The sequence below is a fragment of the Acinetobacter sp. H1(2024) genome (assembly GCF_046557555.1).
GTDB classification, from domain to species: domain Bacteria; phylum Pseudomonadota; class Gammaproteobacteria; order Pseudomonadales; family Moraxellaceae; genus Acinetobacter; species Acinetobacter seifertii.
In genome coordinates this window covers 155,626-182,440 of record NZ_JBKGFO010000008.1, presented here as the reverse complement: position 1 = coordinate 182,440, position 26,815 = coordinate 155,626, and the positions used below count along the sequence as shown (strand labels likewise).

23 protein-coding genes, 2 tRNA genes and 3 rRNA genes are annotated in these 26,815 nt (G+C 41.7%); 9 read left to right on the top strand and 19 right to left on the bottom strand.

Annotation, left to right across the window (positions count from 1 at the left end; translation table 11 throughout):
• Positions 1-130 precede the first annotated feature (130 nt).
• The 6 genes from ACLCEG_RS17875 to ACLCEG_RS17850 all read left to right on the top strand — a co-directional run bounded on the left by ACLCEG_RS17875 (position 131) and on the right by ACLCEG_RS17850 (position 5,892).
• Positions 131-1,668, top strand: a 16S ribosomal RNA gene (locus ACLCEG_RS17875).
• Between the two features lie 59 nt (positions 1,669-1,727).
• Positions 1,728-1,804: transfer RNA gene (locus ACLCEG_RS17870), tRNA-Ile, on the top strand.
• 55 nt (positions 1,805-1,859) lie between these two features.
• Positions 1,860-1,935 (top strand) — tRNA-Ala (locus tag ACLCEG_RS17865).
• 340 nt (positions 1,936-2,275) lie between these two features.
• Positions 2,276-5,166, top strand: a 23S ribosomal RNA gene (locus ACLCEG_RS17860).
• Between the two features lie 178 nt (positions 5,167-5,344).
• Positions 5,345-5,459, top strand: a 5S ribosomal RNA gene (gene rrf, locus ACLCEG_RS17855).
• The 16S, 23S and 5S rRNA genes sit together here with 2 tRNA genes alongside, the layout of an rRNA operon.
• Before the next feature lie 121 nt (positions 5,460-5,580).
• Positions 5,581-5,892 carry an ankyrin repeat domain-containing protein gene (locus ACLCEG_RS17850; protein WP_410568612.1) on the top strand — a complete coding sequence of 104 codons (312 nt, stop codon included), beginning with the start codon at positions 5,581-5,583 and terminating at the stop codon, positions 5,890-5,892.
• Positions 5,893-5,938: 46 nt separating this feature from the next.
• Here the strand turns inward: ACLCEG_RS17850 and ACLCEG_RS17845 are convergent, their stop codons facing one another.
• From ACLCEG_RS17845 to ribF, 5 genes are all read right to left on the bottom strand, one after another.
• Complete coding sequence (locus tag ACLCEG_RS17845) at positions 5,939-6,481, bottom strand: NADPH-dependent FMN reductase (RefSeq protein WP_410568610.1); 543 nt, start codon at positions 6,479-6,481, stop codon at positions 5,939-5,941.
• 134 nt (positions 6,482-6,615) lie between these two features.
• Positions 6,616-7,098, bottom strand: coding sequence for a peptidylprolyl isomerase (locus ACLCEG_RS17840; protein WP_004884037.1), 483 nt, complete (start codon positions 7,096-7,098; stop codon positions 6,616-6,618).
• A 1-nt stretch (position 7,099) separates the two neighbouring features.
• Positions 7,100-7,630, bottom strand: a complete 531-nt coding sequence (gene lspA, locus ACLCEG_RS17835) for a signal peptidase II (protein ID WP_151741715.1) — start codon at positions 7,628-7,630, stop codon at positions 7,100-7,102.
• Positions 7,623-10,460: an isoleucine--tRNA ligase gene (gene ileS, locus ACLCEG_RS17830; RefSeq protein WP_410568608.1), complete on the bottom strand. Its 2,838-nt coding sequence runs from the start codon at positions 10,458-10,460 to the stop codon at positions 7,623-7,625. Before ileS ends, lspA begins: the two co-directional genes overlap by 8 nt.
• A 61-nt stretch (positions 10,461-10,521) precedes the next feature.
• Positions 10,522-11,523 (bottom strand): bifunctional riboflavin kinase/FAD synthetase, encoded by a 1,002-nt coding sequence (ribF, locus tag ACLCEG_RS17825; RefSeq protein WP_410568606.1) that lies wholly within the window; start codon positions 11,521-11,523, stop codon positions 10,522-10,524.
• 208 nt (positions 11,524-11,731) lie between these two features.
• Here ribF and ACLCEG_RS17820 point away from each other — a divergent pair, with 208 nt between their 5' ends.
• On the top strand, positions 11,732-12,865 hold the full coding sequence (locus tag ACLCEG_RS17820) for a TDT family transporter (RefSeq protein ID WP_019457891.1): 1,134 nt from the start codon (positions 11,732-11,734) through the stop codon (positions 12,863-12,865).
• Between the two features lie 80 nt (positions 12,866-12,945).
• Positions 12,946-13,512, top strand: a complete 567-nt coding sequence (locus tag ACLCEG_RS17815) for a 5'-nucleosidase (RefSeq protein WP_410568604.1) — start codon at positions 12,946-12,948, stop codon at positions 13,510-13,512.
• A gap of 36 nt (positions 13,513-13,548) precedes the next feature.
• Here the strand turns inward: ACLCEG_RS17815 and ACLCEG_RS17810 are convergent, their stop codons facing one another.
• The 12 genes from ACLCEG_RS17810 to ubiG all read right to left on the bottom strand — a co-directional run bounded on the left by ACLCEG_RS17810 (position 13,549) and on the right by ubiG (position 24,480).
• The gene (locus ACLCEG_RS17810) at positions 13,549-14,169 is read right to left on the bottom strand and encodes a TetR/AcrR family transcriptional regulator (protein ID WP_004706123.1); all 621 of its coding nucleotides are present in this window, start codon (positions 14,167-14,169) and stop codon (positions 13,549-13,551) included.
• Between the two features lie 261 nt (positions 14,170-14,430).
• The gene (locus ACLCEG_RS17805; protein ID WP_004706121.1) at positions 14,431-15,231 is read right to left on the bottom strand and encodes an ABC transporter ATP-binding protein; all 801 of its coding nucleotides are present in this window, start codon (positions 15,229-15,231) and stop codon (positions 14,431-14,433) included.
• 13 nt (positions 15,232-15,244) lie between these two features.
• On the bottom strand, positions 15,245-16,042 hold the full coding sequence (gene ssuC / locus ACLCEG_RS17800; RefSeq protein WP_004706119.1) for an aliphatic sulfonate ABC transporter permease SsuC: 798 nt from the start codon (positions 16,040-16,042) through the stop codon (positions 15,245-15,247).
• A complete protein-coding gene (gene ssuD / locus ACLCEG_RS17795) occupies positions 16,039-17,214 on the bottom strand; it encodes an FMNH2-dependent alkanesulfonate monooxygenase (RefSeq protein WP_410568602.1) in 1,176 nt (391 codons plus the stop codon). Before ssuD ends, ssuC begins: the two co-directional genes overlap by 4 nt.
• Before the next feature lie 26 nt (positions 17,215-17,240).
• A complete protein-coding gene (locus ACLCEG_RS17790) occupies positions 17,241-18,224 on the bottom strand; it encodes a sulfonate ABC transporter substrate-binding protein (RefSeq protein ID WP_068934944.1) in 984 nt (327 codons plus the stop codon).
• A 71-nt stretch (positions 18,225-18,295) separates the two neighbouring features.
• Positions 18,296-19,264, bottom strand: a complete 969-nt coding sequence (locus ACLCEG_RS17785; protein ID WP_191108894.1) for a sulfonate ABC transporter substrate-binding protein — start codon at positions 19,262-19,264, stop codon at positions 18,296-18,298.
• Between the two features lie 333 nt (positions 19,265-19,597).
• Positions 19,598-20,953, bottom strand: coding sequence for an amino-acid N-acetyltransferase (gene argA / locus ACLCEG_RS17780; RefSeq protein WP_019457895.1), 1,356 nt, complete (start codon positions 20,951-20,953; stop codon positions 19,598-19,600).
• A 120-nt stretch (positions 20,954-21,073) separates the two neighbouring features.
• Positions 21,074-21,403 carry an RcnB family protein gene (locus tag ACLCEG_RS17775; protein ID WP_019457896.1) on the bottom strand — a complete coding sequence of 110 codons (330 nt, stop codon included), beginning with the start codon at positions 21,401-21,403 and terminating at the stop codon, positions 21,074-21,076.
• Between the two features lie 225 nt (positions 21,404-21,628).
• Entirely contained in the window at positions 21,629-22,039 is a 411-nt protein-coding gene (locus ACLCEG_RS17770; RefSeq protein WP_039249236.1) for an RcnB family protein, read from the bottom strand.
• 217 nt (positions 22,040-22,256) lie between these two features.
• A complete protein-coding gene (locus ACLCEG_RS17765) occupies positions 22,257-23,003 on the bottom strand; it encodes a YciK family oxidoreductase (RefSeq protein WP_019457898.1) in 747 nt (248 codons plus the stop codon).
• 65 nt (positions 23,004-23,068) lie between these two features.
• Positions 23,069-23,770, bottom strand: a complete 702-nt coding sequence (locus ACLCEG_RS17760; RefSeq protein WP_077169762.1) for an HAD family hydrolase — start codon at positions 23,768-23,770, stop codon at positions 23,069-23,071.
• Positions 23,767-24,480 carry a bifunctional 2-polyprenyl-6-hydroxyphenol methylase/3-demethylubiquinol 3-O-methyltransferase UbiG gene (ubiG, locus tag ACLCEG_RS17755; RefSeq protein WP_019457900.1) on the bottom strand — a complete coding sequence of 238 codons (714 nt, stop codon included), beginning with the start codon at positions 24,478-24,480 and terminating at the stop codon, positions 23,767-23,769. The genes ACLCEG_RS17760 and ubiG overlap by 4 nt, the downstream gene beginning before the upstream one ends.
• A 180-nt stretch (positions 24,481-24,660) precedes the next feature.
• On the opposite strand from ubiG, the gene ACLCEG_RS17750 reads away from it, so the two are divergent.
• A complete protein-coding gene (locus ACLCEG_RS17750; RefSeq protein ID WP_019457901.1) occupies positions 24,661-25,278 on the top strand; it encodes a thiol:disulfide interchange protein DsbA/DsbL in 618 nt (205 codons plus the stop codon).
• Between the two features lie 92 nt (positions 25,279-25,370).
• On the opposite strand, the gene ACLCEG_RS17745 is transcribed toward ACLCEG_RS17750, so the two are convergent.
• A complete protein-coding gene (locus ACLCEG_RS17745) occupies positions 25,371-26,018 on the bottom strand; it encodes a TetR/AcrR family transcriptional regulator (protein ID WP_019457902.1) in 648 nt (215 codons plus the stop codon).
• A 138-nt stretch (positions 26,019-26,156) separates the two neighbouring features.
• On the bottom strand, positions 26,157-26,795 hold the full coding sequence (locus ACLCEG_RS17740) for a TetR family transcriptional regulator (protein WP_410568600.1): 639 nt from the start codon (positions 26,793-26,795) through the stop codon (positions 26,157-26,159).
• Positions 26,796-26,815 lie beyond the last annotated feature (20 nt).

Here is a 26,815-nt window from a genome sequence, read left to right as displayed (position 1 = left end):
TTGATTAATCGAAATAATTTTCATTGATTGATTGGTTTAAATTACTCGAAGTTTATTTGAGCGAAATTTAAGTCAGTAATTGATGAGCCAGAATTGGTACCTTGTCTTTAAATAAGGTACAAAATGATTTTAACTGAAGAGTTTGATCATGGCTCAGATTGAACGCTGGCGGCAGGCTTAACACATGCAAGTCGAGCGGAGAGAGGTAGCTTGCTACTGATCTTAGCGGCGGACGGGTGAGTAATGCTTAGGAATCTGCCTATTAGTGGGGGACAACATCTCGAAAGGGATGCTAATACCGCATACGTCCTACGGGAGAAAGCAGGGGATCTTCGGACCTTGCGCTAATAGATGAGCCTAAGTCGGATTAGCTAGTTGGTGGGGTAAAGGCCTACCAAGGCGACGATCTGTAGCGGGTCTGAGAGGATGATCCGCCACACTGGGACTGAGACACGGCCCAGACTCCTACGGGAGGCAGCAGTGGGGAATATTGGACAATGGGGGGAACCCTGATCCAGCCATGCCGCGTGTGTGAAGAAGGCCTTATGGTTGTAAAGCACTTTAAGCGAGGAGGAGGCTACTTTAGTTAATACCTAGAGATAGTGGACGTTACTCGCAGAATAAGCACCGGCTAACTCTGTGCCAGCAGCCGCGGTAATACAGAGGGTGCAAGCGTTAATCGGATTTACTGGGCGTAAAGCGCGCGTAGGCGGCTAATTAAGTCAAATGTGAAATCCCCGAGCTTAACTTGGGAATTGCATTCGATACTGGTTAGCTAGAGTGTGGGAGAGGATGGTAGAATTCCAGGTGTAGCGGTGAAATGCGTAGAGATCTGGAGGAATACCGATGGCGAAGGCAGCCATCTGGCCTAACACTGACGCTGAGGTGCGAAAGCATGGGGAGCAAACAGGATTAGATACCCTGGTAGTCCATGCCGTAAACGATGTCTACTAGCCGTTGGGGCCTTTGAGGCTTTAGTGGCGCAGCTAACGCGATAAGTAGACCGCCTGGGGAGTACGGTCGCAAGACTAAAACTCAAATGAATTGACGGGGGCCCGCACAAGCGGTGGAGCATGTGGTTTAATTCGATGCAACGCGAAGAACCTTACCTGGCCTTGACATAGTAAGAACTTTCCAGAGATGGATTGGTGCCTTCGGGAACTTACATACAGGTGCTGCATGGCTGTCGTCAGCTCGTGTCGTGAGATGTTGGGTTAAGTCCCGCAACGAGCGCAACCCTTTTCCTTATTTGCCAGCGAGTAATGTCGGGAACTTTAAGGATACTGCCAGTGACAAACTGGAGGAAGGCGGGGACGACGTCAAGTCATCATGGCCCTTACGGCCAGGGCTACACACGTGCTACAATGGTCGGTACAAAGGGTTGCTACACAGCGATGTGATGCTAATCTCAAAAAGCCGATCGTAGTCCGGATTGGAGTCTGCAACTCGACTCCATGAAGTCGGAATCGCTAGTAATCGCGGATCAGAATGCCGCGGTGAATACGTTCCCGGGCCTTGTACACACCGCCCGTCACACCATGGGAGTTTGTTGCACCAGAAGTAGCTAGCCTAACTGCAAAGAGGGCGGTTACCACGGTGTGGCCGATGACTGGGGTGAAGTCGTAACAAGGTAGCCGTAGGGGAACCTGCGGCTGGATCACCTCCTTAACGAAAGATTGACGATTGGTAAGAATCCACAACAAGTTGTTCTTCATAGATGTATCTGAGGGTCTGTAGCTCAGTTGGTTAGAGCACACGCTTGATAAGCGTGGGGTCACAAGTTCAAGTCTTGTCAGACCCACCATGACTTTGACTGGTTGAAGTTATAGATAAAAGATACATAACTGATGATGTAAGCTGGGGACTTAGCTTAGTTGGTAGAGCGCCTGCTTTGCACGCAGGAGGTCAGGAGTTCGACTCTCCTAGTCTCCACCAGAACTTAAGAGAAGTTCGGATTACAGAAATTAGTAAATAGAGATTTCGGTCTTGGTTTATTAACTTCTGTGATTTAAGTATCACGGTATTAAGCATGACCTGACGAAGGCGTGTTTATTCATTAACAGATTGGCAAAATTGAGTCTGAAATAAATTGTTCACTCAAGAGTTTAGATTAAGTAATTAATCTAGATGAATTGAGAACTAGCAAATTAACTGAATCAAGCGTTTTGGTATATGAATTTAGATTGAAGCTGTACAGTGTTTAAGTACACAGTACTCTAAACTGAAATGTTGAAGTTACTAACTTGTAGGTAACATCGACTGTTTGGGGTTGTATAGTCAAGTAATTAAGTGCATGTGGTGGATGCCTTGGCAGTCAGAGGCGATGAAAGACGTGATAGCCTGCGAAAAGCTCCGGGGAGGCGGCAAATATCCTGTGATCCGGAGATTTCTGAATGGGGGAACCCACCTACTTTAAGGTAGGTATTGCAACATGAATACATAGTGTTGCAAAGCGAACGAGGGGAAGTGAAACATCTCAGTACCCTTAGGAAAAGAAATCAATTGAGATTCCCTCAGTAGCGGCGAGCGAACGGGGATCAGCCCATTAAGTTATGTGTGTTTTAGTGGAACGCTCTGGGAAGTGCGAACGTAGAGGGTGATATTCCCGTACACGAAAGGGCACACATAATGATGACGAGTAGGGCGAGGCACGTGAAACCTTGTCTGAATATGGGGGGACCATCCTCCAAGGCTAAATACTCCTGACTGACCGATAGTGAACCAGTACCGTGAGGGAAAGGCGAAAAGAACCCCTGTGAGGGGAGTGAAATAGATCCTGAAACCGCATGCATACAAGCAGTGGGAGCCGACTTGTTCGGTGACTGCGTACCTTTTGTATAATGGGTCAGCGACTTATATTCAGTAGCGAGGTTAACCGTATAGGGGAGCCGTAGAGAAATCGAGTCTTAATAGGGCGTTTAGTTGCTGGGTATAGACCCGAAACCAGGCGATCTATCCATGAGCAGGTTGAAGGTTGGGTAACACTAACTGGAGGACCGAACCCACTGTCGTTGAAAAGCCAGGGGATGACTTGTGGATAGGGGTGAAAGGCTAATCAAGCCTGGTGATAGCTGGTTCTCCCCGAAAGCTATTTAGGTAGCGCCTCGGACGAATACCATAGGGGGTAGAGCACTGTTTCGGCTAGGGGGTCATCCCGACTTACCAAACCGATGCAAACTCCGAATACCTATGAGTACTATCCGGGAGACAGACTGCGGGTGCTAACGTCCGTAGTCAAGAGGAAAACAATCCAGACCGCCAGCTAAGGCCCCAAAATCATAGTTAAGTGGGAAACGATGTGGGAAGGCATAGACAGCTAGGAGGTTGGCTTAGAAGCAGCCACCCTTTAAAGAAAGCGTAATAGCTCACTAGTCGAGTCGGCCTGCGCGGAAGATGTAACGGGGCTAAAACTATGTGCCGAAGCTGCGGATTTGACATTAGTCAAGTGGTAGGGGAGCGTTCTGTAAGCCGATGAAGGTGTATTGAGAAGTATGCTGGAGGTATCAGAAGTGCGAATGCTGACGTGAGTAACGACAAAACGGGTGAAAAACCCGTTCGCCGAAAGACCAAGGGTTCCAGTCCAACGTTAATCGGGGCTGGGTGAGTCGACCCCTAAGGCGAGGCCGAAAGGCGTAGTCGATGGGAAATTGGTTAATATTCCAATACTTCTGTGTAATGCGATGAGAGGACGGAGAAGGTTAAGTCAGCCTGGCGTTGGTTGTCCAGGTGGAAGGATGTAGGTATGTATCTTAGGCAAATCCGGGGTACTCTATACTGAGATCCGATAGCAAGCTGTACTTGTACAGTGAAGTGGCTGATACCATGCTTCCAGGAAAAGTCTCTAAGCTTCAGTTACACAGGAATCGTACCCGAAACCGACACAGGTGGTCAGGTCGAGTAGACCAAGGCGCTTGAGAGAACTCTGCTGAAGGAACTAGGCAAAATGGTACCGTAACTTCGGGAGAAGGTACGCTGTTGTTGGTGATGGAACTTGCTTCCTGAGCTGATGACAGCCGCAGAAACCAGGCCGCTGCAACTGTTTATTAAAAACATAGCACTCTGCAAACACGAAAGTGGACGTATAGGGTGTGATGCCTGCCCGGTGCTGGAAGGTTAATTGATGGGGTTAGCGTAAGCGAAGCTCTTGATCGAAGCCCCAGTAAACGGCGGCCGTAACTATAACGGTCCTAAGGTAGCGAAATTCCTTGTCGGGTAAGTTCCGACCTGCACGAATGGCATAATGATGGCGGCGCTGTCTCCAGCAGAGGCTCAGTGAAATCGAAATCGCTGTGAAGATGCAGTGTACCCGCGGCTAGACGGAAAGACCCCGTGAACCTTTACTGCAGCTTGACACTGAACTTTGACCTTACTTGTGTAGGATAGGTGGGAGGCTTTGAAGTTGGAACGCTAGTTCCAATGGAGCCGTCCTTGAAATACCACCCTGGTAATGTTGAGGTTCTAACTCTGTCCCGTTATCCGGGACGAGGACCGTGTCTGGTGGGTAGTTTGACTGGGGCGGTCTCCTCCTAAAGAGTAACGGAGGAGTACGAAGGTGCGCTCAGCGTGGTCGGAAATCACGCGTAGAGTATAAAGGCAAAAGCGCGCTTAACTGCGAGACCCACAAGTCGAGCAGGTACGAAAGTAGGTCTTAGTGATCCGGTGGTTCTGTATGGAAGGGCCATCGCTCAACGGATAAAAGGTACTCTGGGGATAACAGGCTGATACCGCCCAAGAGTTCATATCGACGGCGGTGTTTGGCACCTCGATGTCGGCTCATCTCATCCTGGGGCTGAAGCAGGTCCCAAGGGTATGGCTGTTCGCCATTTAAAGAGGTACGCGAGCTGGGTTTAGAACGTCGTGAGACAGTTCGGTCCCTATCTACCGTGGGCGCTGGAAATTTGAGAGGATCTGCTCCTAGTACGAGAGGACCAGAGTGGACGAACCTCTGGTGTACCGGTTGTGACGCCAGTCGCATCGCCGGGTAGCTATGTTCGGAAGGGATAACCGCTGAAAGCATCTAAGCGGGAAGCCTACCTCAAGATAAGATTTCCCTAGGAATTTATTCCTCTAAAGAGCCGTTCGAGACTAGGACGTTGATAGGTTGGATGTGGAAGCATAGTGATATGTGAAGCTGACCAATACTAATTGCTCGTGAGGCTTGACTATACAACACCCAAGCAGTTGTATATAAAGCATCAATCGATTCATAAATCTACAAACAAACTTGATTTAGTTACTTCACTAGATAAAATGAACAAGTCAGATTCAATCAGCCCAATCTGTAAAGATTTGGAAAACGCTTCGGCAATCAATAAGACCAAAGCAAGTATCCATAAACAGTTGTGCTGGCGACCATAGCAAGAGTGAACCACCTGATCCCTTCCCGAACTCAGAAGTGAAACCTCTTAGCGCTGATGGTAGTGTGGGGTTACCCATGTGAGAGTAAGTCATCGCCAGCTCATTATTCAAACACCCCGGTCTCGAAAGAAACCGGGGTGTTTCTTATTGCGCGGAAGAAATTTGTACGGTTGCCCTGCTTCAGAGATATAATGAAGAAGCTTTTTATTTTGGCATGATCTCGTGAAATTTAATTCTTTCTCTCAATTACTTGAAGATAATGAAGAACTTTCTCTTCCAGAGTTGATCTATTGGGCATCTTTAGGTGATGTAGAGCAAGTAAAACAATTATTAATAGATGGAGAAGACCCTAATCAGATAGATGAGGAAGGCTATAGTGCTTTGCAAGCAGCAGCTGAGAATGATCATTTAGAGATAGTGAAGCTCTTGGTAGGAAAAGGTGCGCAAGTTGTTTATAAAAGTGAATACACAGCACTACAGCTTGCAGAAATGGCAGGTAATACAGATGTAGTGGAGTATTTAAAGAGTTTATAAAATTAAAAAGGCCTCTTGTGTTTGGAAAAGAGGCTTTTTATTCAATTTAAGACAAATGATATTTTTGTAGCTTTTCAACAATTGATTGAAGACCTTTTACTTCAAACTCATTGGCTTCAAACTTTTCATCTTTATTGCGCTTAAATATATCCCGAATTTCTATTACAGCGTTGGGATCAATGATACTTAAACTTGAGGTGACTTGGCGTATTTGGCTAATAGAGCGAGAGCCATTTGTGGAGCCATAGCCAATAAATGCAGCAGGTTTACCGCTCCATTCTTTACCTACATAGTCGAGTGCATTTTTTAAAGCTGGGCTGTAACCATGGTTGTATTCTGGGCTAATAAAGATAAAAGCATCTGCTTGAGCAATTTTATTTGCCCATTCTTGTTGTTTAGGTTGATCATAAATTCCGGTAGCGGGTGGGTGAGAGCCTGAAAACAGAGGTAAATCCCATTCTTTTAAATCGACTACTTCGGTTTGGAAATCTTTTAGACCCAATGTTGGAATTGTTGATTCTACCCAATTGGCAATTTTAATTGCTGTACGTCCTTCACGAACACTTCCCACGACAATATAGACCAGCATATATCTTTCCTAAGCATTTTTATGTTTATAACTTAATGCATTATATAGGGAGGAGAGAATATGGAATTTGTAAGGATTCTTATGTTGAAAATAAAAGTGATTCAATAAAAAAGCCCTCAAGTGAGGGCTATTCTTTACATTAATTTAATGCCTTGCTGGCCAGCTGGAGTTACTTTGAATATCTCTACTTCAAAAGTAATATTTTTGCCAGCTAAAGGGTGGTTGAAATCAATTTCAGTAATATCATCATTCACTGACTTTACAACACCAAATAAAGTTGCTTTTGCTTTATCTTCAAATTCGATCATGTGACCAGGAATAGGTCGTTGTTCGAATTTAACTGTATCAAAAGTTTGTATATTTTCCGGATTCCAAGGACCAAAAGCATCTTCCGGTGGAAGATGTACTGTACGTCGGTCACCTGCACGTAAGCCGAATAAGGCTTTCTCAAAACCTGGTAACAAGTTACCGTCACCAATAGTCAAACTAACAGGTTCTTCACGGCTACGTGTATTGTCAATTTCTACGCCATTTTCAAGAGCAACAGAAAAGTGTAGGTCAACTTTAGAACCGTCAGTAATACGAATTTCTTCATTAGGTTGAATAATTTCGGTCATATTATGCATCCGAATTTTTAGGTCTTTGCTTCTCAAGGAAGAATGTATCGATGAGTAGCAAAATGGTACCTAGAGTAATGGCACTGTCCGCTATATTAAAAGCCGGAAAGTGATGATTTTGGTAATAAACATGTATGAAATCGACCACATAACCTAAAGTAATACGGTCAATTAAATTACCAAGTGCTCCACCTAAAATTAAAGCGATAGCTACAGGTAGCACCACCATTTTTTTAGGCATACGTAGCAACCAAAATACAAAAAGTATTGAAACTAAGCCTGCCAAAGATGTGAAGAAATAGCGTTGCCATCCTCCAGCATCAGATAAAAAGCTAAAAGCTGCACCATAGTTATGTAATAGTGTCCAGTTTAAAAATGGAAGCACAGGTACAGGATCTGCATAGTTCAGATGTGTACTTGCGATCCACTTTGTCCATTGATCCAACACAATGGCAAGGACAGAAAGTCCAAGCCAAATGAGGTTGTGAGGATAAAACTGGAGTAAGCCTTTTTTAGCTTGTGAATTAGGCATATTTTCTCACTTCGCCACGACCAGTGACGTTCACAATACAACGACCACATAAACCAGGATGATCGGCGTGTGTATTTACATCAGGAAGGACGTGCCAGCAACGTGCACATTTTTCACCTTCAGCTGCAGATACTTGTACACGTAAGCCTTCCATTTCAGTTGCTTCACCTTGTTCAGCAAATGGATGTACTACTACTTGCGAAGTAATAAGAACAAAACGGAGTTCATCAGCCAGTTGGTTTAAAACTGTTTGTAATGATTCATTTGCCCAAAGTTCAACTTTGGCTGAAAGATTACTACCGACAAGTTTAGCGTTACGAGCTGCTTCAATCTGTTTATTTACTGCAGATTTTACGCTAATCAATGTTTGCCAGTCTGCTTCAGAAAGCAAGTTTGCTTTTGATGAAACAGGTAGGTTATACCATTCAGCTGTAAATACATACTTCTCAGTTTGTTCTGGAATAAGTGGCCAAGCTTCTTGAGCTGTGAAGCTTAGAATAGGACTCATCCAGCGCACAAATGCTTGTACGATATGGTAAAGCGCTGTTTGTGCAGAACGACGTGCTTGTGAGTCAGCTTTAGTGGTGTATTGACGGTCTTTGATGATGTCTAGATAGAAACCACCTAAGTCATTAATACAGAAGCTTGTTAACGCACTACACACGACATGGAAGTTCATTTCTTCATAAGCAGTGATAATAGTTTGTTGTACTTCATTCGCACGTTGCAAGATGTATTGATCAAGAGCGATAAGATCATCTACTGCTAAAGCATCTGTACTTGGTTTGAAACCATTTAAGTTTGCAAGCAAGAAGCGTAGCGTATTACGAATACGACGGTAGCTATCACTTACACGGCTAAAGATTTCTTTTGATGCTGCGATTTCATAGCGATAGTCGCTAGACGCGACATATAAACGTAAACCATCAGCACCAAGTTGTTTGATAATTTCTTCAAGCGGAATATAGTTGCCTAAAGATTTCGACAATTTACGGCCATTTTCATCCACTGTGAAACCATGTGTTAACAAGGCTTTGTATGGCGCGCGATTATGAATTGCCATAGACGTTAATAAAGAAGATTGGAACCAGCCACGGTGTTGGTCTGAACCTTCTAAATATAAGTCAGCAGGGCTTTCTAATTCTTCACGCTGCTCAAGTACCGCATAATGTGTTGTACCAGAGTCAAACCATACATCTAGTGTATCGCGAACCGCATTGTACTGTTCAGCATCTTCACCAATGAAGTCTTTTGCATCACGGTTAAACCATGCATCGATACCTTCTTGTTCGATAAGTTTTGCAATTTCTTCGATGAGTTCCGGCGTACGAGGGTGCAATTCATTCGTATCTTTATGAACGAAGAAAGGAATTGGCACACCCCAAGTACGTTGACGTGAGATACACCAGTCTGGACGACCTTCAATCATTGATTCAATACGGTTTTTACCCCAGTTCGGTACAAACTCGATATCGTTTTCAATAGCGTTAAGCGCACCTTCACGTAAACCTTTTTGATCCATGCTGATAAACCATTGTGGTGTAGCACGGAAAATAATCGGAGTTTTATGGCGCCAGCAGTGTGGGTAGCTGTGTTTAATAGGTTGATGAGCCCATAAGCGACCTACAGCACCTAAAGCTTCGATAATCTTTGGATTAGCTTTATAGATGTGCTCACCAGCAAAGATTGGTGCAGTTGGTAAGTAAACTCCGTTACCACCCACTGGGTTTTCAACTTTAAGGTTGTATTGAAGACCTACTTTATAGTCGTCTGCACCGTGGCCAGGCGCAGTGTGTACAGCACCTGTACCGCTTGTTGCGATAACGTGTTCACCTAAAATAACCGGAACTTGGCGATCGGTAAGTAAAGGGTGTTGTAAAGTAAGGTTTTCAAGAGCTGAACCAGTAAAGTCAGCTAAAACAACTGGGTTTTCAAGCTTGTAACGCTCAATTGCAGAAGCAACTAAGTCTTTAGCAAGAATAAAGTTTTGTTTACCACGTTCAGTCGATACTTGTACTAATTGATATTCAATTTCGGCATGCAATGCAACTGCTTGGTTCGCTGGTAATGTCCAAGGTGTAGTGGTCCAGATCACGATGTCTGTTGGGTCTTGAACATCTACATTTACACGAGCGCTTAAATCTTTTAAATCTACAACGCCAAAACCAACGTCAATTGCGTCAGATTTTTTATCTTCATATTCAACTTCAGCTTCAGCAAGTGCTGAACCACAGTCCATACACCAGTTCACTGGCTTTAAACCCGGCTGGATATGACCATTTTTTTGAATTAAACCTAAAGCACGAACGATATCGGCTTCTTGTTTGTAGTTCATGGTGAGGTAAGGATTATCCCAATCACCTAAAACACCAAGACGTTTAAAGTCAGTACGCTGTAAATCAATTTGTTTTAGCGCATATTCACGGCAGAGTTTACGGAAAGTCGCTGCGTCAACTTTTTCGCCCACTTTACCTACTTTTTCTTCAACTTTTAGTTCGATTGGCAAGCCGTGACAGTCCCAACCCGGAACATATGGCGCATCGAAACCTGCCAAAGTACGGCTTTTTACGATGACGTCTTTGAGTACTTTATTGACTGCATGACCTAAGTGAATTGTACCGTTCGCATATGGAGGACCATCATGCAAAATATATTTTTTCTTGCCAATACGCGATGCACGAATCTGCTGATAAATGTTGTCGGTATACCACTCTTCTAACCATTTCACTTCACGTACTGCCAAATTTGCTTTCATTGCAAATTGAGTATCCGGCAGGTTTAGCGTGGCTTTGTAGTCCACTGCATTTTCAGTAGTTTGCTTATCGCTCATGCAAGTTGTCTTCCAGTTTAATCAGCTTGGGAGCCGACATGTTTTACAATCAAAATTCGAATTAAAAAGGAAATTGTGTCGTGTCGTTACGATATTGTCGTAATTGCTGCACGTCATTATCAATTCCTGCCTTAAGTGCCTCAAGCGAAGGGTAGTTCAATTCACCATGAAGATAGTGAAGAAAAGTCACCCGCATAAATAAGCCATACAGATTAGCAGAAACATCAGGGAAATGTACTTCTAATCTCCACTCTGGATGCTCTTGCTGGATGGCTGGGCGAGTACCGACATGACCTGCACCATAAAGGCTGTTTTCATGATATCCGGCAATTCCCGGTTTTTCAGGGTCATCCTGAAGCACTTTTTGAGTTAGCGAAGTTGTTTCGCAAATGACTTCAACGCCATAAATACCATTTAAACAAGGCTTATGGCGGTTGAGACGAACATTAATCGTTGGGAAATCTAAAGTTCGCCCAATTTGGTCGCCATATTGAACACGACCGGTAATACTGTACGGACGGCCTAATAATTTAGCTGCTAAAGCGAGATTACCCACTTGAAGCACTTGGCGAATACGAGTTGAACTGACGCGTTCACCTTCGAGTTCAATCGTATGTAAATTTGTGACTTGAAAGCCGTAATTTCTTAAAAATTCGCTGTTGCCTTGACGGTCTTTGCCGAAATGAAAGTCATCTCCTAAAACCAAAGCCTGCGCATTTAATTTGTCTTTTAATAAATCTGCGAATTGTGATGCTCTCATGCTACGGAAATGCTGGTCAAATTTGGCAACCGCAATGTAATCCACCCCAAGTTCAGCGAGGTATTCAACTTTTTCCCGTAATGAATTAATACGAGGTGGGGCATCGTAGCCTTTAAAGAACTCAAGCGGTTGTGGCTCAAAAATCATGACCAATGTTTTTAAGCCTTGTGCTGCAGCAATTTTTTTGAGTTGAGCAATCATCGCTTGGTGACCTAAATGGACACCATCAAAATTACCAATAGTTACCGCTGTTTGCGGCAACTGGAAATTGGGCGATAACGCATTAAGACGAAGCAGTTTCATGAACTTAAAATATGGCTATTTTTGCAAGGGCTATATATTGCCATAATCTCACAGATTCGTCTTGTTGTTGTGTTTTTACTCAGGTATTTTTCAATACGAATATCTTTTATATCTAAAAAATTGATGAATTAAATAAAAATAAATCAATTTTTCTTATTATTAATTTATCCTACTATAGCTTTATCCACTCTTTGACTAGAGACTCAAGATGAAAAGACCCTTTTACCAATTAAATCAAAGTAAAGATGTTATACGGCATTTTACCCCAAATTGGTTTACAGCAACTATGGGTACTGGTGTGGTGAGTATGATTTTAATTCAGCTTCCATTTGCCAAATCATTTTTATTTATGCTGGCGACGCTGTTATGGCAATTTAATATTGTTCTATTTAGTGTTTTTTCAGGTCTTTATTTATTGCGGTGGTTTCTTTTCCCTCATGAAGCGAAGCAAGTATTTAATCATCCAAATATGAGCTTGTTTTTAGGCGCTATACCGATGGGGCTTGCAACCATATTAAATGGCTTTTTAAGCTTCGGTGTCGGGCTTTATGGTGAAGTAGCAATCCATATTGCTCAAGCTTTATGGTACGTCGATGTATTTTTAGCACTCGCAATTGCTTGGATTGTGCCGTTTTGCATGTTTAGCCGTCAGAACCATCAGCTACATACCATGACTGCAATCTGGCTTTTACCTGTCGTTGCTTGTGAAGTAGCAGCAAGCTCTGCGGGCATGTTGGTTGCACACTTACCAGCAGATTTGCATAGCTTTCATTTATTAATGGCGGGCTACGTACTTTGGGGAATTTCTGTTTTACCTGCATTCGCTATTTTGACCATTTTAATGCTGCGTATGGCTTTGCATCAGTTACCGGAAAAAGAAGTCGCAATTTCTAGCTGGTTATCTTTAGGTCCAATTGGAACAGGTGCGTTAGGTCTATTGTTGCTAGGTGAACAGGCAAAAAGAGTGGCGCCAAATGTAGGATTTGACCAGTTTGCTAATGTATTTCAAGCATTAGGCGTGGTAGGCAGTTTGGTACTGTTAGGCTTTGGGTTATGGTGGCTAGGTCTTGCGATCTTAACAACGCTTCGTCATGCAAAAACAGGTATTCCATTTAACTTGGGATGGTGGGGCTTAACCTTTCCACTTGGTGTGTTTATTTTGGCTTTATTTAATTTAGGGCATCAGGTTGAAGTTGTATTTTTACAGTATGTTGCGGTGGCACTCAGTGTTTTATTATTAGTGATGTGGAGCGTTGTAATGAAGAAAACCTTAGCCGGAGCCTATAGTGGGCAACTGTTCTTCTCTCCATGTTTAATCGCCTTACAACAAAAAATGCAGTAGTGGGAAAAAGGTGCAAAAAGCTTTTGCACCTGATTTATACTTATTTTCTAATTTATTAATCTTGAATTGAGCCTTTTTGAATGAACAAAGATATCGCTTTAATTATGGCACTTCCTAATGAATCTAAAGGTTTGTTTGAGCAAGCAGGTATTGAAGTCCATTATAGCGGTATCGGTAAAATCAACGCTGCCTTTAAAGCATTTGAAGTTATTCAAAAAACAGGCTGTAAAACTCTAATTAACTTAGGTTCGGCAGGAAGTTCATCTTTTAATCGACATGATTTGGTCGAAGTAAAAACTTTTGTGCAACGTGATATGGATGTTTCACCATTAGGGTTTGAAGTCGGTGTAACGCCGTTAGATGAGCACTTACCTGCTGAAATTCATCTTCAATCACATTTTTCTGATTTACCAAAAGGCATTTGCGGGACAGGGGACTCATTTGAAACGGGTCAGCCCAAAGTCGCTTGTGATGTGGTGGATATGGAAGGGTATGCCTTAGCCAAAGTTTGCTATAAGCTAGGTGTACGCCTAATTTCAGTCAAGTATATTACTGATGGCGCAGATGATACCGCTCATTTAGATTGGGAAGAAAATTTATTATTGGGCGCGCAAAAACTCTTGGCTCTTTATCAAAATCATTTCTAAAAAAAAGATCGGCAAATTTGCCGATCTTTTTTTGTTTTAACGAGGGATTACGCCGTAGAGCATGAGATGTACTGTATGCTCAATCGAGCGTTGGAACATACTGCGGTTTCGCAACGTTTTTCCAGTCACCATTTCCATTTGCGTGGCAAAATCGGCATAGTTTTGTGTAAGACCCCAAATATTGAGTATTAACAATTCAGGATCGATATCTGGGGAAATTTTACCTTCTTCCTGCCAAGTCTGAATGACTTTAGCTTTGCGCTTAAATAGCTTTTTCAAAGGCCCTTTCAGTATAGGTAAAATGTGCGGCGCCCCTTGGATAATTTCCAAAGCAAATAGTCGCGAAGCTTTTGGTTGGCTACGTGAAAGTTCGATTTTTTGTATTAAGTAGTGAGACAAAGCTTCGGCTGGTTCTAACTCAGCTTCTAAGGTTTGTAAGGGAGCAAGCCATTTTTGTAAAACTGTGGTCAGCACTTCCACATATAAAGACTCTTTATTTTCATAGTAATAGAAAATATTCGACTTATGCATGTCAGCGAGTTGGGCAATTTCATCCAGACTTGCACCACTGAACCCATATAGTGAAAACACATCAAGGGCGGCAGCAAGAAGCTGATTGCGCTTTTGAGTACTCTTCTTTTGTTCCATTTGCTGCATAAATTAAAAAGATAGTGCTCCCATTGTAAGGTAAATCGTTTGATTTGTGCACAGGTGTCTCACTTTTTTAGTGAAAAAACGGATAGTTATTTGAGCAATAGATATACTATTGTGCAAAAAATAGAGAGATTCACTAGTTTATTGTTATTCTTAAAAATATTTTTTTATATTCGCCCCAGAAAAGAGCAATAAATCATCAGTTTTATTGCTCGTTAATTGGACATTTTGTAGTTGAAATGGTTCTCATTACTCATCTCAGCTTTAAGTTGCTAAAACAGCATCGAGTACTTGTTGTTCAAGCTGGGCAAAAGTTATGCTCTTTTTACGCGGACGTGGCAAATTCACTTGGAAACTTTGGGCAATTTGGCCCTTATCTAATAGGATAATACGGTCGGCCAGTTGTACTGCTTCACTTACATCGTGTGTGACCAAAATGGCTGTAAAACCTTGCTCTTTCCATAAACGTTCAATCAAGCTTTGCATCTCAAGACGGGTGAGCGCGTCTAATGCACCTAACGGCTCATCTAACAGTAAAATACGTGGAGTATGAGATAATGCGCGAGCTAGCGCTGTACGCTGGCGCTGGCCACCTGAGAGCTGTGAAGGCCACTGTCCCGATTTTTCTTTTAAACCCACCTTTTCCAGTAATTCTTCTGCCAAAGCATGTTGTGATTTTGGTAGTCCAAGTTGAACGTTTTGAAGAATATTTCTCCAAGGAAGTAAACGTGGGTCTTGGAACATAACCCGAATATCATCGTTAGTAATCCCTTCGCGTAAATGTCGCGCAGATTTAAATTTAATTTCTCCGAAACTCGCTTTTTCAAGTTGGGCAATTAAGCGTAATAAGGTACTTTTACCGCAGCCACTACGACCAACAATTGCCAAAAATTCGCCCGGTTGAATATGAAGGTTAAGATCTTCAAGAACTTTCACCTCACCATAAAACTTGTAAAGCTGTTCAATCAGAATCTCTGCACCTACGACAGGTTCTTGTGACTCTGGATGATTTTCTGGAATGAGCTCTACGTCATTCTGATTAATATTTAAATTCAGATTTGTCATATTTTAAGCTCCCTTATTTTTGATAACCAGCGTGCCAACGTAGTAAATAGCGTTCCAAAATTTGTGCTAAAACATCGGCTAACTTGCCTAATAGGGCATAAAGCAGAATACCGACGAGTACCACATCTGTTTGCAAAAACTCTCGTGCATTCATGGTCATATAACCAATACCTGCTTGCGCTGAGATCGTTTCAGCCACAATGAGTAATACCCAAACCAAACCTAACGCAAAACGTAGACCCACTAAAATAGAAGGCATTGCACCTGGTAGAATAATTTCTTTGTAGAGCTGCCAGCGGGAAAGCCCATAGCTTTTACCCATCTCAATCAATTGTGGGTCGACTGAACGAATTCCATGATAGGTGTTGATATAAATTGGGAAGAAAACACCGACAGCAACTAAAAACAATTTTGCTGTTTCATCAATACCAAACCACAAAATCACCAGCGGAATAAGCGCAAGAGCTGGGATATTACGAATCATCTGTAAGGTTGTATCGAGTAGGGTGGAGGCGAAACGCGAAGACCCATTGAGCAGACCTAATAGCAAGCCTAAACCACCGCCTACTAAAAGCCCAAGCAATGCACGACCAGCACTTACTTTAACGTGATGCCATAGTTCGCCACTCACCAAAAGATGCCAAAAAGCTGAAATGACAGCACTTGGAGCAGGTAAAATGCGGCTTTCTAAAAGACCTGAACTTGAGGCAATTTGCCAAACAACCAATAGAACAATTGGGAAAATCCAGGGCAGCAAACGCTGCCCGATTTGTTTTGTTCCACGTGAAACAATATTTACATCTTGGCTCATGCAGGCTCCTTGACGGAACTATTTTGCTTCTTCTCGTCTGGAACATAGTTGTTGGCAATAATCTCACCGAATGGACCAGTTAAGTTTGGCTGAGCAAGTTTAGCTCGGGTCTCAATTGGTAATAACGGGAATACTAACTCTGCAAAACGGATCGACTCTTCAAGATGTGGATAGCCCGAGAAAATAAAAGTATCGATACCTAAATCAGCATACTCCTGAATACGAGCAGCAACTGTTTCTGGGTCACCTACAAGTGCCGTACCTGCACCACCACGGACTAAACCAATACCAGCCCATAGGTTTGGAGAGACTTCTAACTTGTCTCGGTTACCGCCATGTAGTGCGGCCATCCGTTGTTGGCCTACCGAGTCCATTTGTGCAAATTTTTTCTGTGCTGCAGCAATAGTTGCATCGTCGAGATATTGAATAAGCTCGTTCGCTGCTGCCCATGCTTGTTCGTTGGTTTCGCGAACAATGACATGCAAGCGAATGCCATAAGTTAATTTACGGCCTTTAGCCTCGGCTTTTGCACGAACATGCTCGATCTTTTCTTTCACGGCTGCTGGTGGTTCACCCCAAGTGAGGTAACTGTCTACTTGCTCCGCTGCAAGGTCGACAGCGACATCTGAAGAACCGCCAAACCAAAGTGGTGGGTAAGGCTTTTGGACAGGTGGGTAAAGTAGTTTTGCATCATCTACTTGTAGGCGTTCACCGTGGAATGTAAAAGCTTCACCCGTATGTGAACGCGTCAAAATTTCACGCCAGATTTTTACGTATTCATTGGCAGTTTGATAACGTGTTGAGTGATCTTCATATAAACCGTCACCGCGTAGTTCTGCTTCATCGCCACCAGTCACTAAGTTGAGTAGCACACGACCATTCGATAAGCGGTCAAATGTAGCAGCCATACGAGCAGCCAAAGCTGGTGTTGTTACACCCGGACGTAACGCAACTAAAAACTTAAGGTGCTGAGTTGCATCAATCAGGCTCGCCGCCGTGATCCAAGGATCTTCACATGAACGGCCCGTTGGAATAAGTACACCTTCGTAACCCAAATTATCTACTGCCACAGCAATTTGCTTCATATAGGCATGGTCAACCTGACGAGCGCCTTTACTTGTACCTAAATAGCGACTATCACCGTGAGTAGGAATAAACCAGAAAATTTTCATGTGCATTACCTATATGTCTATTGAAATTACTTGGCACCCCAAACAGCTTGTTTGATGCTGATTGGTTTTGGAATGATGCCTTGTTGGGTAAAGATGTCTGCAAGCTGCTGTTGTTCAGCAATCACTTTGCTGTTAAGAGGAGCTGCTGCTGATGGACGTGGACGACGTTTAATGAATAAGTCACTAGTTGCAGGTTTTAAGCCTGTACTTTGGCCAATCGCGCTCGCCGTTTCTGTTTGATGGCTTTGAACCCATTTGTCAGCTTGATTAATCTGTTTGATGAGTTCAGGAACAGCTTTTGGATATTGCTTAACAAAATTTGGAGCGGCTAAATAAAAGGTATAGTTCGGACTTAAACCTTTACCTGAAGCAAGTACACGAGCTTGGTCTTCTAGTTGTGCTGAAGCGTAGTAAGGGTCCCAAATTGCCCATGCATCAACGGCACCTTTTTGAAATGCAGCGCGAGCATCGGCAGGTGTGAGCCAAATTGGCGTAATGTCGCTCCATTTTAAGCCCGCTTTACGCACAGCCTGTACGAGCAAGTAATGTGAACTAGAACCTTTTTGCAACGCAATACGTTTGCCTTTTAGGTCTTTAAGCTGGGTGAGCTGTGAGTTTTTAGGAACTAAAATTGCTGACGCCAATGGCTTGGCTGCTTCATAAGCAATGTAATATAAAGGCTTGCCCGCTGCTTGAGCATAGACTGGAGGTGTGTCTCCAGTAACGCCAACATCGAGTGAGCCAACAGCCAAGGCTTCTAAAATTTGTGGGCCGGCAGGGAACTCATTCCAAGTGATTTTGGCATTTGGAAATTCTTGTTCAAATAATTTTTGCTGCTTAGCAATTGCAAAGTTGATCGAGCTTTTTTGAAAACCGATACGAAGTTCTTTTACAGTAGGGTCTATTGCCCAAGCAGGTGCAGCAATCGTTAAACCTAAGACAGCGACTGCGCTAAAGCGCTTAACTAACTGAGTCCACTGACTCTTATTAAATAATGACTGATGTTGCATATAGATATCCTTGTTCCCTTCAGGCAAGGCACAGCATTTATATCGTTATTTAAGCTGTGCCAAAGCTGGGTTTATTTCAGTTTTAAAATGGCATCTTGAATGGTGAGCTTGTTTGGAATGAGCTTTTGCGCATAAAAGGCATCGGCTACATATTGTTGTTCTTGAGCGACCTTGTCAGATATTGGCTGAACACCAAAACCCATTCGCGAAATAGAAGTTTTGAGTACATCAAACTCAAGTGCCGTAGGTTTTTCGAGTAGCTTGGCCGCTTCATCTTGATGCGTGCTGACCCATTGGGTTGTTTGATTTAGCGTTTGCACAACAGTGTTGAGTACTTTTGGATTACTTTCTGCAAATTTACGATCAGCTAAGTAGAACTGATGATTGCTTACCAAGTTTTCACCTGTTGCTAAAACTCGAGCTTGAATTTGATGTTCAGCTGCTGCAAAGAACGGGTCCCAAATGACCCATGCATCGACAGCGCCTTTTTCAAAAGCAGCACGTGCGTCTGATGGCGGTAAATAAACTGGTTGAATATCACTTAAGCTTAAGTTGTTGGCTTCTAGAACTTTCAATAATAGGTAGTGAACATTCGAACCCTTATTCAGTGCGACACGTTTGCCTTTTAAATCTTGAATAGAGTGAATAGGAGAGTCTTTTTGTACCAATAATGCTTCTGCTTTTGGTGCAGCCGGTTGGTTTGCAACATAGACTAAGTTTGGATTGGCTGCTTGAGCAAAAATAGGTGGTGCTTCACCTGCCTCACCCAATGAAACGCTTCCGACATTTAGACCCTCAAGTAATTGAGGACCCGCAGGAAACTCGACCCATTTCACTTGTACACCTTGATCTTTTAGTGCTTTTTCCAAGTCACCACGAGCTTTTAAAATAGGAAGGATGCCATATTTCTGGTATCCAATATTTAGAGTTGTGGTGGTCTGTTCCTCTTTTTTGGCACAACCACCTAGCATCATCACTCCCGCAAGGCCGGCAGCAATGACTGAATATTTTGCCCATGAAGTGGAATTAAAAAGTGCCATGTGGTTTCGTGCTCCCCAAAAGAGAAAAAGAAAAATAATTGGATGAGCAGATACCCTAAAGGGATTTTTATTTCATAAAAAATAAGTATTCGGTCTTTATTTATACAAAAAAAAGCTAAAAACTTTCGGCGATAAACTTATGCAAAAAAAAGATTTATTAAACAGAATAATATTTAGAAAATGGTGTTTAAGTTTTTGTAAATAAAATGAAAAATATGAAATGAAGAAAATTTAAAGATTTAAAAAAAGTACAACCATACATTAATGGTATGTATGGTTGTACTTTTGGGACTAAGCTTATCTGAAATAAGAATATCTTAAAAAATGCAAAGACTAGGGAAGCAGTTTTTTAAACACTAAAGAATTTCTTTGATAGTTATATAGTGCCTGACGGGCATTTGGTAATTCATCAACAGTGACTTGATGGAAACCATGTTCTAAAAACCAATGAGCAGTTCGTGTTGTTAAGACAAATAATTGACGGATGCCTTGTTGTTTGGCCTTTTCTTCAAGGAATTGCAGAATTTGGCTACCACGATTTGATTTGCGATAACTAGGGTGTACTGCTACACAAGCAATTTCTGCCGAACGAGTTTCATTAAATTCAGTTGGAATTGGATAAAGAGCAGCACAAGCCAAAATCATACCGTCTCGTTCAATAACCGCAAACTGGCTAATTTCCTGCTCTAAACGTTCACGCGAACGATAAACCAAGATGCCTTCTTCTTCTAACGGACGCAATAAATTCATTAAGCCACCCACATCTTGAATATGGGCTGTGCGAACTTCTTCATAGTGTGCATCAGTAATCATGGTACCCACACCGTCACGGGTGAAGAGTTCTTCAATAAGTGCGCCATCATAGGCATAAGAAATTAAATGAACACGGTGAACACCCGATAAAGATGCCTTTTTTGCTTCCTGTAAATGTAGGGTTAGGGTGGGGCTACTGGTCTGGTATTGCTGAATATAGTAATCAAGCTGATGCGGGCTCAATTCACGCAATAATTGTCCTTCTTCATTAAGCAAACCTTGTTGTTCACCTAAAAAGATTAATTTGTCTGCTTTTAAATAGGTTGCGGTTTTGGTTGCCACCTCTTCAGCTCTTAAATTAAATACTTCACCAGTGGTTGAATAACCAGTCGGGCCCAGTAAAACAATATTATCGTTATCGAGATGACGCTCAATCGCGTCGGTATCTATGGAACGAACTTCACCCGTAAGCTGAAAATCCATTCCATCACGAATACCATAAGGTTTAGCTGTAACGAAATTCCCTGATACAACATCTATTCGAGCGCCGTACATTGGAGAATTAGCCAATCCCATAGATAACAGTGCTTCAATTTCTAACCGAATAGACCCCACAGCACTCATGACACAGCCTAATGATTCGCGTGTTGTAATACGACTGTTATCATAAAAAGGAGTTTCGATACCTTTATCTTTAAGGTTTTGATTAATTTGTGGACGTGCACCATGGACTAAAATTAAGCGGATACCAAGTGAATGCAATAAAGCAATATCATGAATAATATGTTCGAAATTAGGATCGCGGACGGCTTCACCGCCAAACATTAATACAAAAGTTTTATCGCGATGAGCATTAATATAAGGTGCTGAATGTCGGAACCAATGTACATAATGTTGAGTGTTATTATGTGATTTCTCTAAAGACTTAGTTGGCATACCGATCTCGAATCAACAGCAAAAAGATATAAAGATGATTCTAAACAAAAAAGCTTAAAGTCGCATGTTTTAGATAGAAAAACACCCAAATTAGATTTGGGTGTCTGATATTTTGTTAAATTAACGAATCACTTTAATGATTTTATGGCTTTGTTCATTTACCAGTACATAGTTACCATTCACTTTATACCATTTTTGAAAACGCCCTGGCTTGGTCAGTTTCTGGTGTGAGCGGTAGTCAACTGCATAACGTGGGTGCTGATATTCACGGGGTACAACTTGACCTGCTCGCCAGTCATTGCGATGGTCGTCTTTTTTAATCACTTTAACTGTTTTTACTTCATGGTTTGGGTAATTACCATGACGATCATGGTCATTTGGAGCAGCCATTGCTGTTGTTGCGATTAAACCACTCATTGAAAGAACAATTGCTGTTGTTAGTTTTTTCATCATGAACCTCGAATGATCAATTAAATTTCGATAATTGAAGATTAGTGAATAATTAAAGATAAATCGTGAAGACTAAGAACGATAAATGTGAAAAAATTCTATGAAATAAGAAGAAATTTAGAATATATGAATTTTTGTTATCTAATTGATATATAAAATAAAAAAAAGATAAAACCGATGGGCTTTATCCTTTTTTACTAACTGATGAGTGAGGAGCTATCAGTTTTATAAACCACGAATGCTAACAATACTGTTAGAGTCTGTGTCGACTAAAATATAGTCATTGTTAATTTTATACCATTGCTGGTTACGGTCTGGTTTAGGCAAGTTACTGTCTCTATAGTCGACCTTATAGCCATTGCCGCGATAATGTTGTGGCATGACATAACCTGGCTGCCAGCGATGTTGTTTTAGACGCTCAAAACCACGTTCTTCACGCATACGGCGTTCATCGCGAAAACGATCTTCATCATCGTCACGGTCATATTTGTGTCCACGATCATTCCATTCACCACGAGGCCCACCTTTAGGCCCTTTCTGGCCATGTCCTCGGTCAAATGGAGGATCAGCAAAGCTTGCCATACTAGTAGTCAGTACGGTTATGCAAAGAGTTAAGGTAGTGAACAACTTTTTCATGATGCATCCTCGTTTACATCTGATGTCTCTCATGGTGAATACTCTACGCGTAAAATGCAGAGAAACTGTGAAGATCATTTAATGCTTCAATTAAAATTACGGATAGATCCAGAGTTTTTATCAATAATAAAAAAGGCTTGTATATATCTTTTCAGGTATAGCCAAGCCAGATGTGATGATCGGCCGTAATGTATTTTAGCTTTTCATCTATAGTTATTTAATCCTGAGCATCAATACTTTGTCCATTGAGCGCCAAACTATCTTCACCCATTAAATAAAGATAAGCCGGCATAATCGACTCAGGTGTCAATAATGTTTTTGGATCTTCTTCAGGATAGGCTTTTGCACGCATTGCAGTACGTGTCGCACCGGGATTAATGCAGTTAAAGCGGATATTTGGATAGGTATGCTCAGCTGCAAAAATTTTACTTACAGCTTCAATCGCAACTTTAGACACTGAATACGCGCCCCAGAGTGCACGTGCTTCGCGACCTACGCCAGAGCTGGTAAATACCACAGAAGCGTTATCTGATTTTTGTAAAAGCGGGAGTAGGGCTTGAGTAAGAGCAAAAGGCGCACGTAAATTTACTGACATCACATCATCCCATACTTCTGTTGGATAATGTGCCAGTTCTACTCGATCACCTAAAATGCCGGCATTGTGCAAAATACCGTCCAGACGTCCAAATTGCTTTTCGAGAGTATTTACTAAAAAGTCATAATCACGATCAGAAGCACTCGAAAGTTGTAATGGTAAAATTGCAGGCTGAGGAGCGCCTAAACCTTCAATTTCATCATAAATTACTTCAAGTTTATTTAAGGTTCTACCATGCAAAACCACAGTTGCGCCGTGTAAAGCATAACTGAGGGCCGCAGCTCGCCCAATTCCATCACCTGCACCAGTGATTAAAATGATTCGATCTTTGAGAAGATCTGGACGAGGTTGATATTCTGAATATTTCATTGGTAAACCTCCTTCTTTTTATATTGATATAAATAACTGTTAAAAAAGCCTGTAAAACTCTTGTGTTAACCTATCATACGCTGATTTTCCTGTAGAGCAGGAAGCTTTTGACGTAACATCTCGTGTAATTCTGTCACCGTATTTACAATCGAGTCGGCTTGCCAAGCAGCTAAATCATCACGATGTTCGATAGGTAAATAACCGTATGCTGCCAAGATCGTATACATATCGGCATTGCGACCAGCATCAATATCACGTGGATGATCACCCACATAAATAATTTCATTTGCTGGTATATTTAACTGCTTTGCAGCCAAATACATTGGTTCAGGGTCTGGCTTGGTTTTAGAAACGTCTTCTGGACACACTAGAACTGCACAGCGTTCAGTCAGATTTAATTTATCTAACAATGACTCACTTAACCCACGTGGTTTATTGGTCACAATACCCCACGGAATTTGCTGAGCTTCTAACTCTTCTAAAAGCGGATACATGCCTTCAAACAGGTCTGTATCGACGACAATATTATTGCCATAAATATCTAAAAAGTTTTGTCGATGCGCCAAGAAAATTGGATTGGCTACATCCAGTTCTGGATAAACCAATTTGACCATCGCTCGTGCGCCCTCAGAAACCTGAGTACGGATGAGGTCTGCATCAACTACAGGGCGTCTTGCATCACGACACATTTGTTGAATAATACGAATAAAGTCGGCAGCCGTGTCGATGAGAGTGCCGTCTAAATCAAATAAAACAGCTTTCATCATGCACCTGTATTTACTGTATGAACCATATAGTTAACATCAACATTTGGCGCTAACCAGTAATGCTTGGTAAGCGGATTGTAGTGCAAGCCTGTCATTTCTTTTAAAGTTAAGCCTGCATTACGAATGTCATGTGCCATTTCTGAAGGGCGAATGAACTTGTGATAATCATGCGTGCCCTTTGGAAGCATGCGTAATACGTATTCAGCACCAATAATCGCAAATAAGTATGACTTTGGGTTACGGTTAATGGTCGAGAAAAACACATGACCACCTGGCTTCACTAAAGCCTGACATGCTTTAACAATAGATGCTGGATCAGGAACATGTTCCATCATTTCCATACAAGTGACCACATCGTATTGGCCTGCTTGCTCTTGGGCCAATTCTTCAACTGGAATTTGGCGATATTCAATATTTTGAACATTATCTTGCTGAGCATGCAAACGACCTACAGCTAAAGGTGCTTCACCCATATCAATACCGAGTACATCTGCACCACGGCGAGCCATACTTTCAGCTAAAATACCGCCACCGCAGCCAACATCAAGTACTTTTTTGCCTGCAAGACCACCAACACGTTCATCAATCCAGTTTAAACGTAATGGGTTAATTTGATGAAGTGGGCGAAATTCAGAATGTTGATCCCACCATTTGGCAGCAAGTGCTTCAAACTTTGCGATTTCTTGTAAATCAACATTCAATTGCGACATGGTGCTACCTCTAAACTTGAGTTATCTTTTTGGATGTAGTTCGCCGTTAGTGTAGCGATTATTGGGAAAAAAGCGATAAACCCAATAAAAAACTTCACAGAAGCAAAACGAATTTAGCATATTTGTTTTATATTTAGAGCATAAGCTAATGCATAACAACTTAGAGGAAAAGCTGTAGCAATGAAAAAATTGGTTTTGGGTGGTTTGAGTGCAGCAATTATGGCCGTATCGGGTAGTGCAATGGCAGCAGATTTCGTTGCTGGTAAAGACTACACCGTGATTGCCAATCCAGGCAAAGTGGAAGTACCGGGGAAAATCGAAGTACGTGAGTTCTTTTGGTATGGTTGTCCGCACTGTTTTAAACTTGAACCACATATGCAAACGTGGTTAAAACAAATTCCTAATGATGTACGTTTTGTACGTACACCAGCTGCTATGAACAAAGTATGGGAACAAGGGGCACGTACTTATTATACATCTGAGGCATTAGGTGTTCGTAAGCGCACACATTTACCATTATTCCATGCCATTCAGGTGAATGGTCAGCAGATTTTTGATCAGGCTTCTGCGGCTAAATTCTTCACGCGTTATGGGGTACCTGAAGAGAAATTTAACAGTACTTACAACTCATTTGCCGTAACTGCAAAAGTTGCTGAGTCGAATAAACTTGCTCAACAGTACCAATTAACTGGTGTTCCTGCTGTAGTGGTAAATGGTAAATACGTAGTACAAGGCGAAGATGGTAAAGTGACCCAAGTACTTAATTACTTAATTGAGAAAGAACGTAAGGCAAAATAATATTGATTGCTTTAAAAAAGGGACTTCTATTGAGGTCCCTTTTTTTATAAATCTACATATTCAATTACTTTCATAATCACGAAATAATTCAATTAATTTTGATGATTTTCATCTTCGATTTGGAAATTTAGTGCATCAAAATTGGTGGTTTGTGTTGGTAACGACAATGCCTGGTTAATATATAAATTAATGAGTTTTTGGCGAGAACCAATTGAACGCTGATAATACGTTGAGTTTAGAAGCAGTGATGCGCCATAAGTCAGTGACCAGATATATGATAAATAATCACGAATCGACATATCGTAGTTCAATGATTTTAAATAATTTTCAGTAATATCTTTAATCGCTAAAATACGTTGCTGACGAATTTCATAAAGCTCTTCAAAGAGGTGTTTCAACTTAGACTCTGTCATGGTCAGATTTTCTTCAAGTTGATGCAATAGAATCGTTTTGCCCGGTGTGAGTAAATGATGCAGCATGTAACGCGGTGCATACTCTTTAAAGTCGGTATTATATTTTTGAGAAATTTCTAAAATTTGCTTTTCATTTTGAATAATGAGTTCAAGTAGAAGTTCATTTTTACTTCTAAAGTGCTTATAAAGCGTACCTTTTGCAATATCTAGCTCGGCCACTAATTCATCTAGAGTAATTTCCTGATTGTTTTCTAGTAACAATTTTTCTGCAACGCTCAGAATCTTTTCTTTGCGCATTAAAAACTGTGTATGACGATCAAGATTCATAGGTATTCCCACACCAGTTTGGCCTAACGAATAGTTTACTTCCTGTAAAAAAGAAAAAGACTTTTCTCGAAATTTTGAGCCTTTTTCTTTCTCTGTTTACGTATTACCACATAACCTGTTTTTTGTCATTTGCCGCTTCTATCGTTCCCAGTTCGCAATTCCTCTAAACAGTAAGCGAACTTGTGTAGATGCGTTTTCAATAAAGGCAGTTTGTTGCTGCTTGAGCTGTTCACCTTGATATTGTTTGGCGAGGTTGACCCACGTCATTGCCCATGTAAATGACATATTAGTCAAAATGGTAGATAAGACATTTAAATCTTGAGGGTTTTGAATATGTTTAAAATTTTCGAGTTTAGTTAGATCTGTTGTTAAGTCTTCAATCAGAAATTCGATTTCTCGAGCAATCGCTGCACGAACCGTTTCTGAACCACCCCAACGTTCAGCAATCATAAATTGCCATTGCTTAGGGCTATGATTTACCGCCTGCACAAATAGCTCAATGCTGGTTTGGGTTTTAGCGGATTTATGTTGTAAATAACTTTGTCCAAGTTGATGTAAAACACTTTTTAAATGTAGCGCGACTTGATCGACTAGTTCCTTACCGAGTTCATCCATGTCTTGAAAATGGCGATAAAACGCTGTTGGTACCAAACCAACTTCACGTGCAACTTCACGCAAACTGATACTACTGAACGAACGCCCAGACGTACTTAAATGCAAGGCTGCATCGAGAAGTGCCTGACGACTTTGCTGTTTTCGTTCATCCCGTATCGACATTAAAAGAACCTATTTAAACC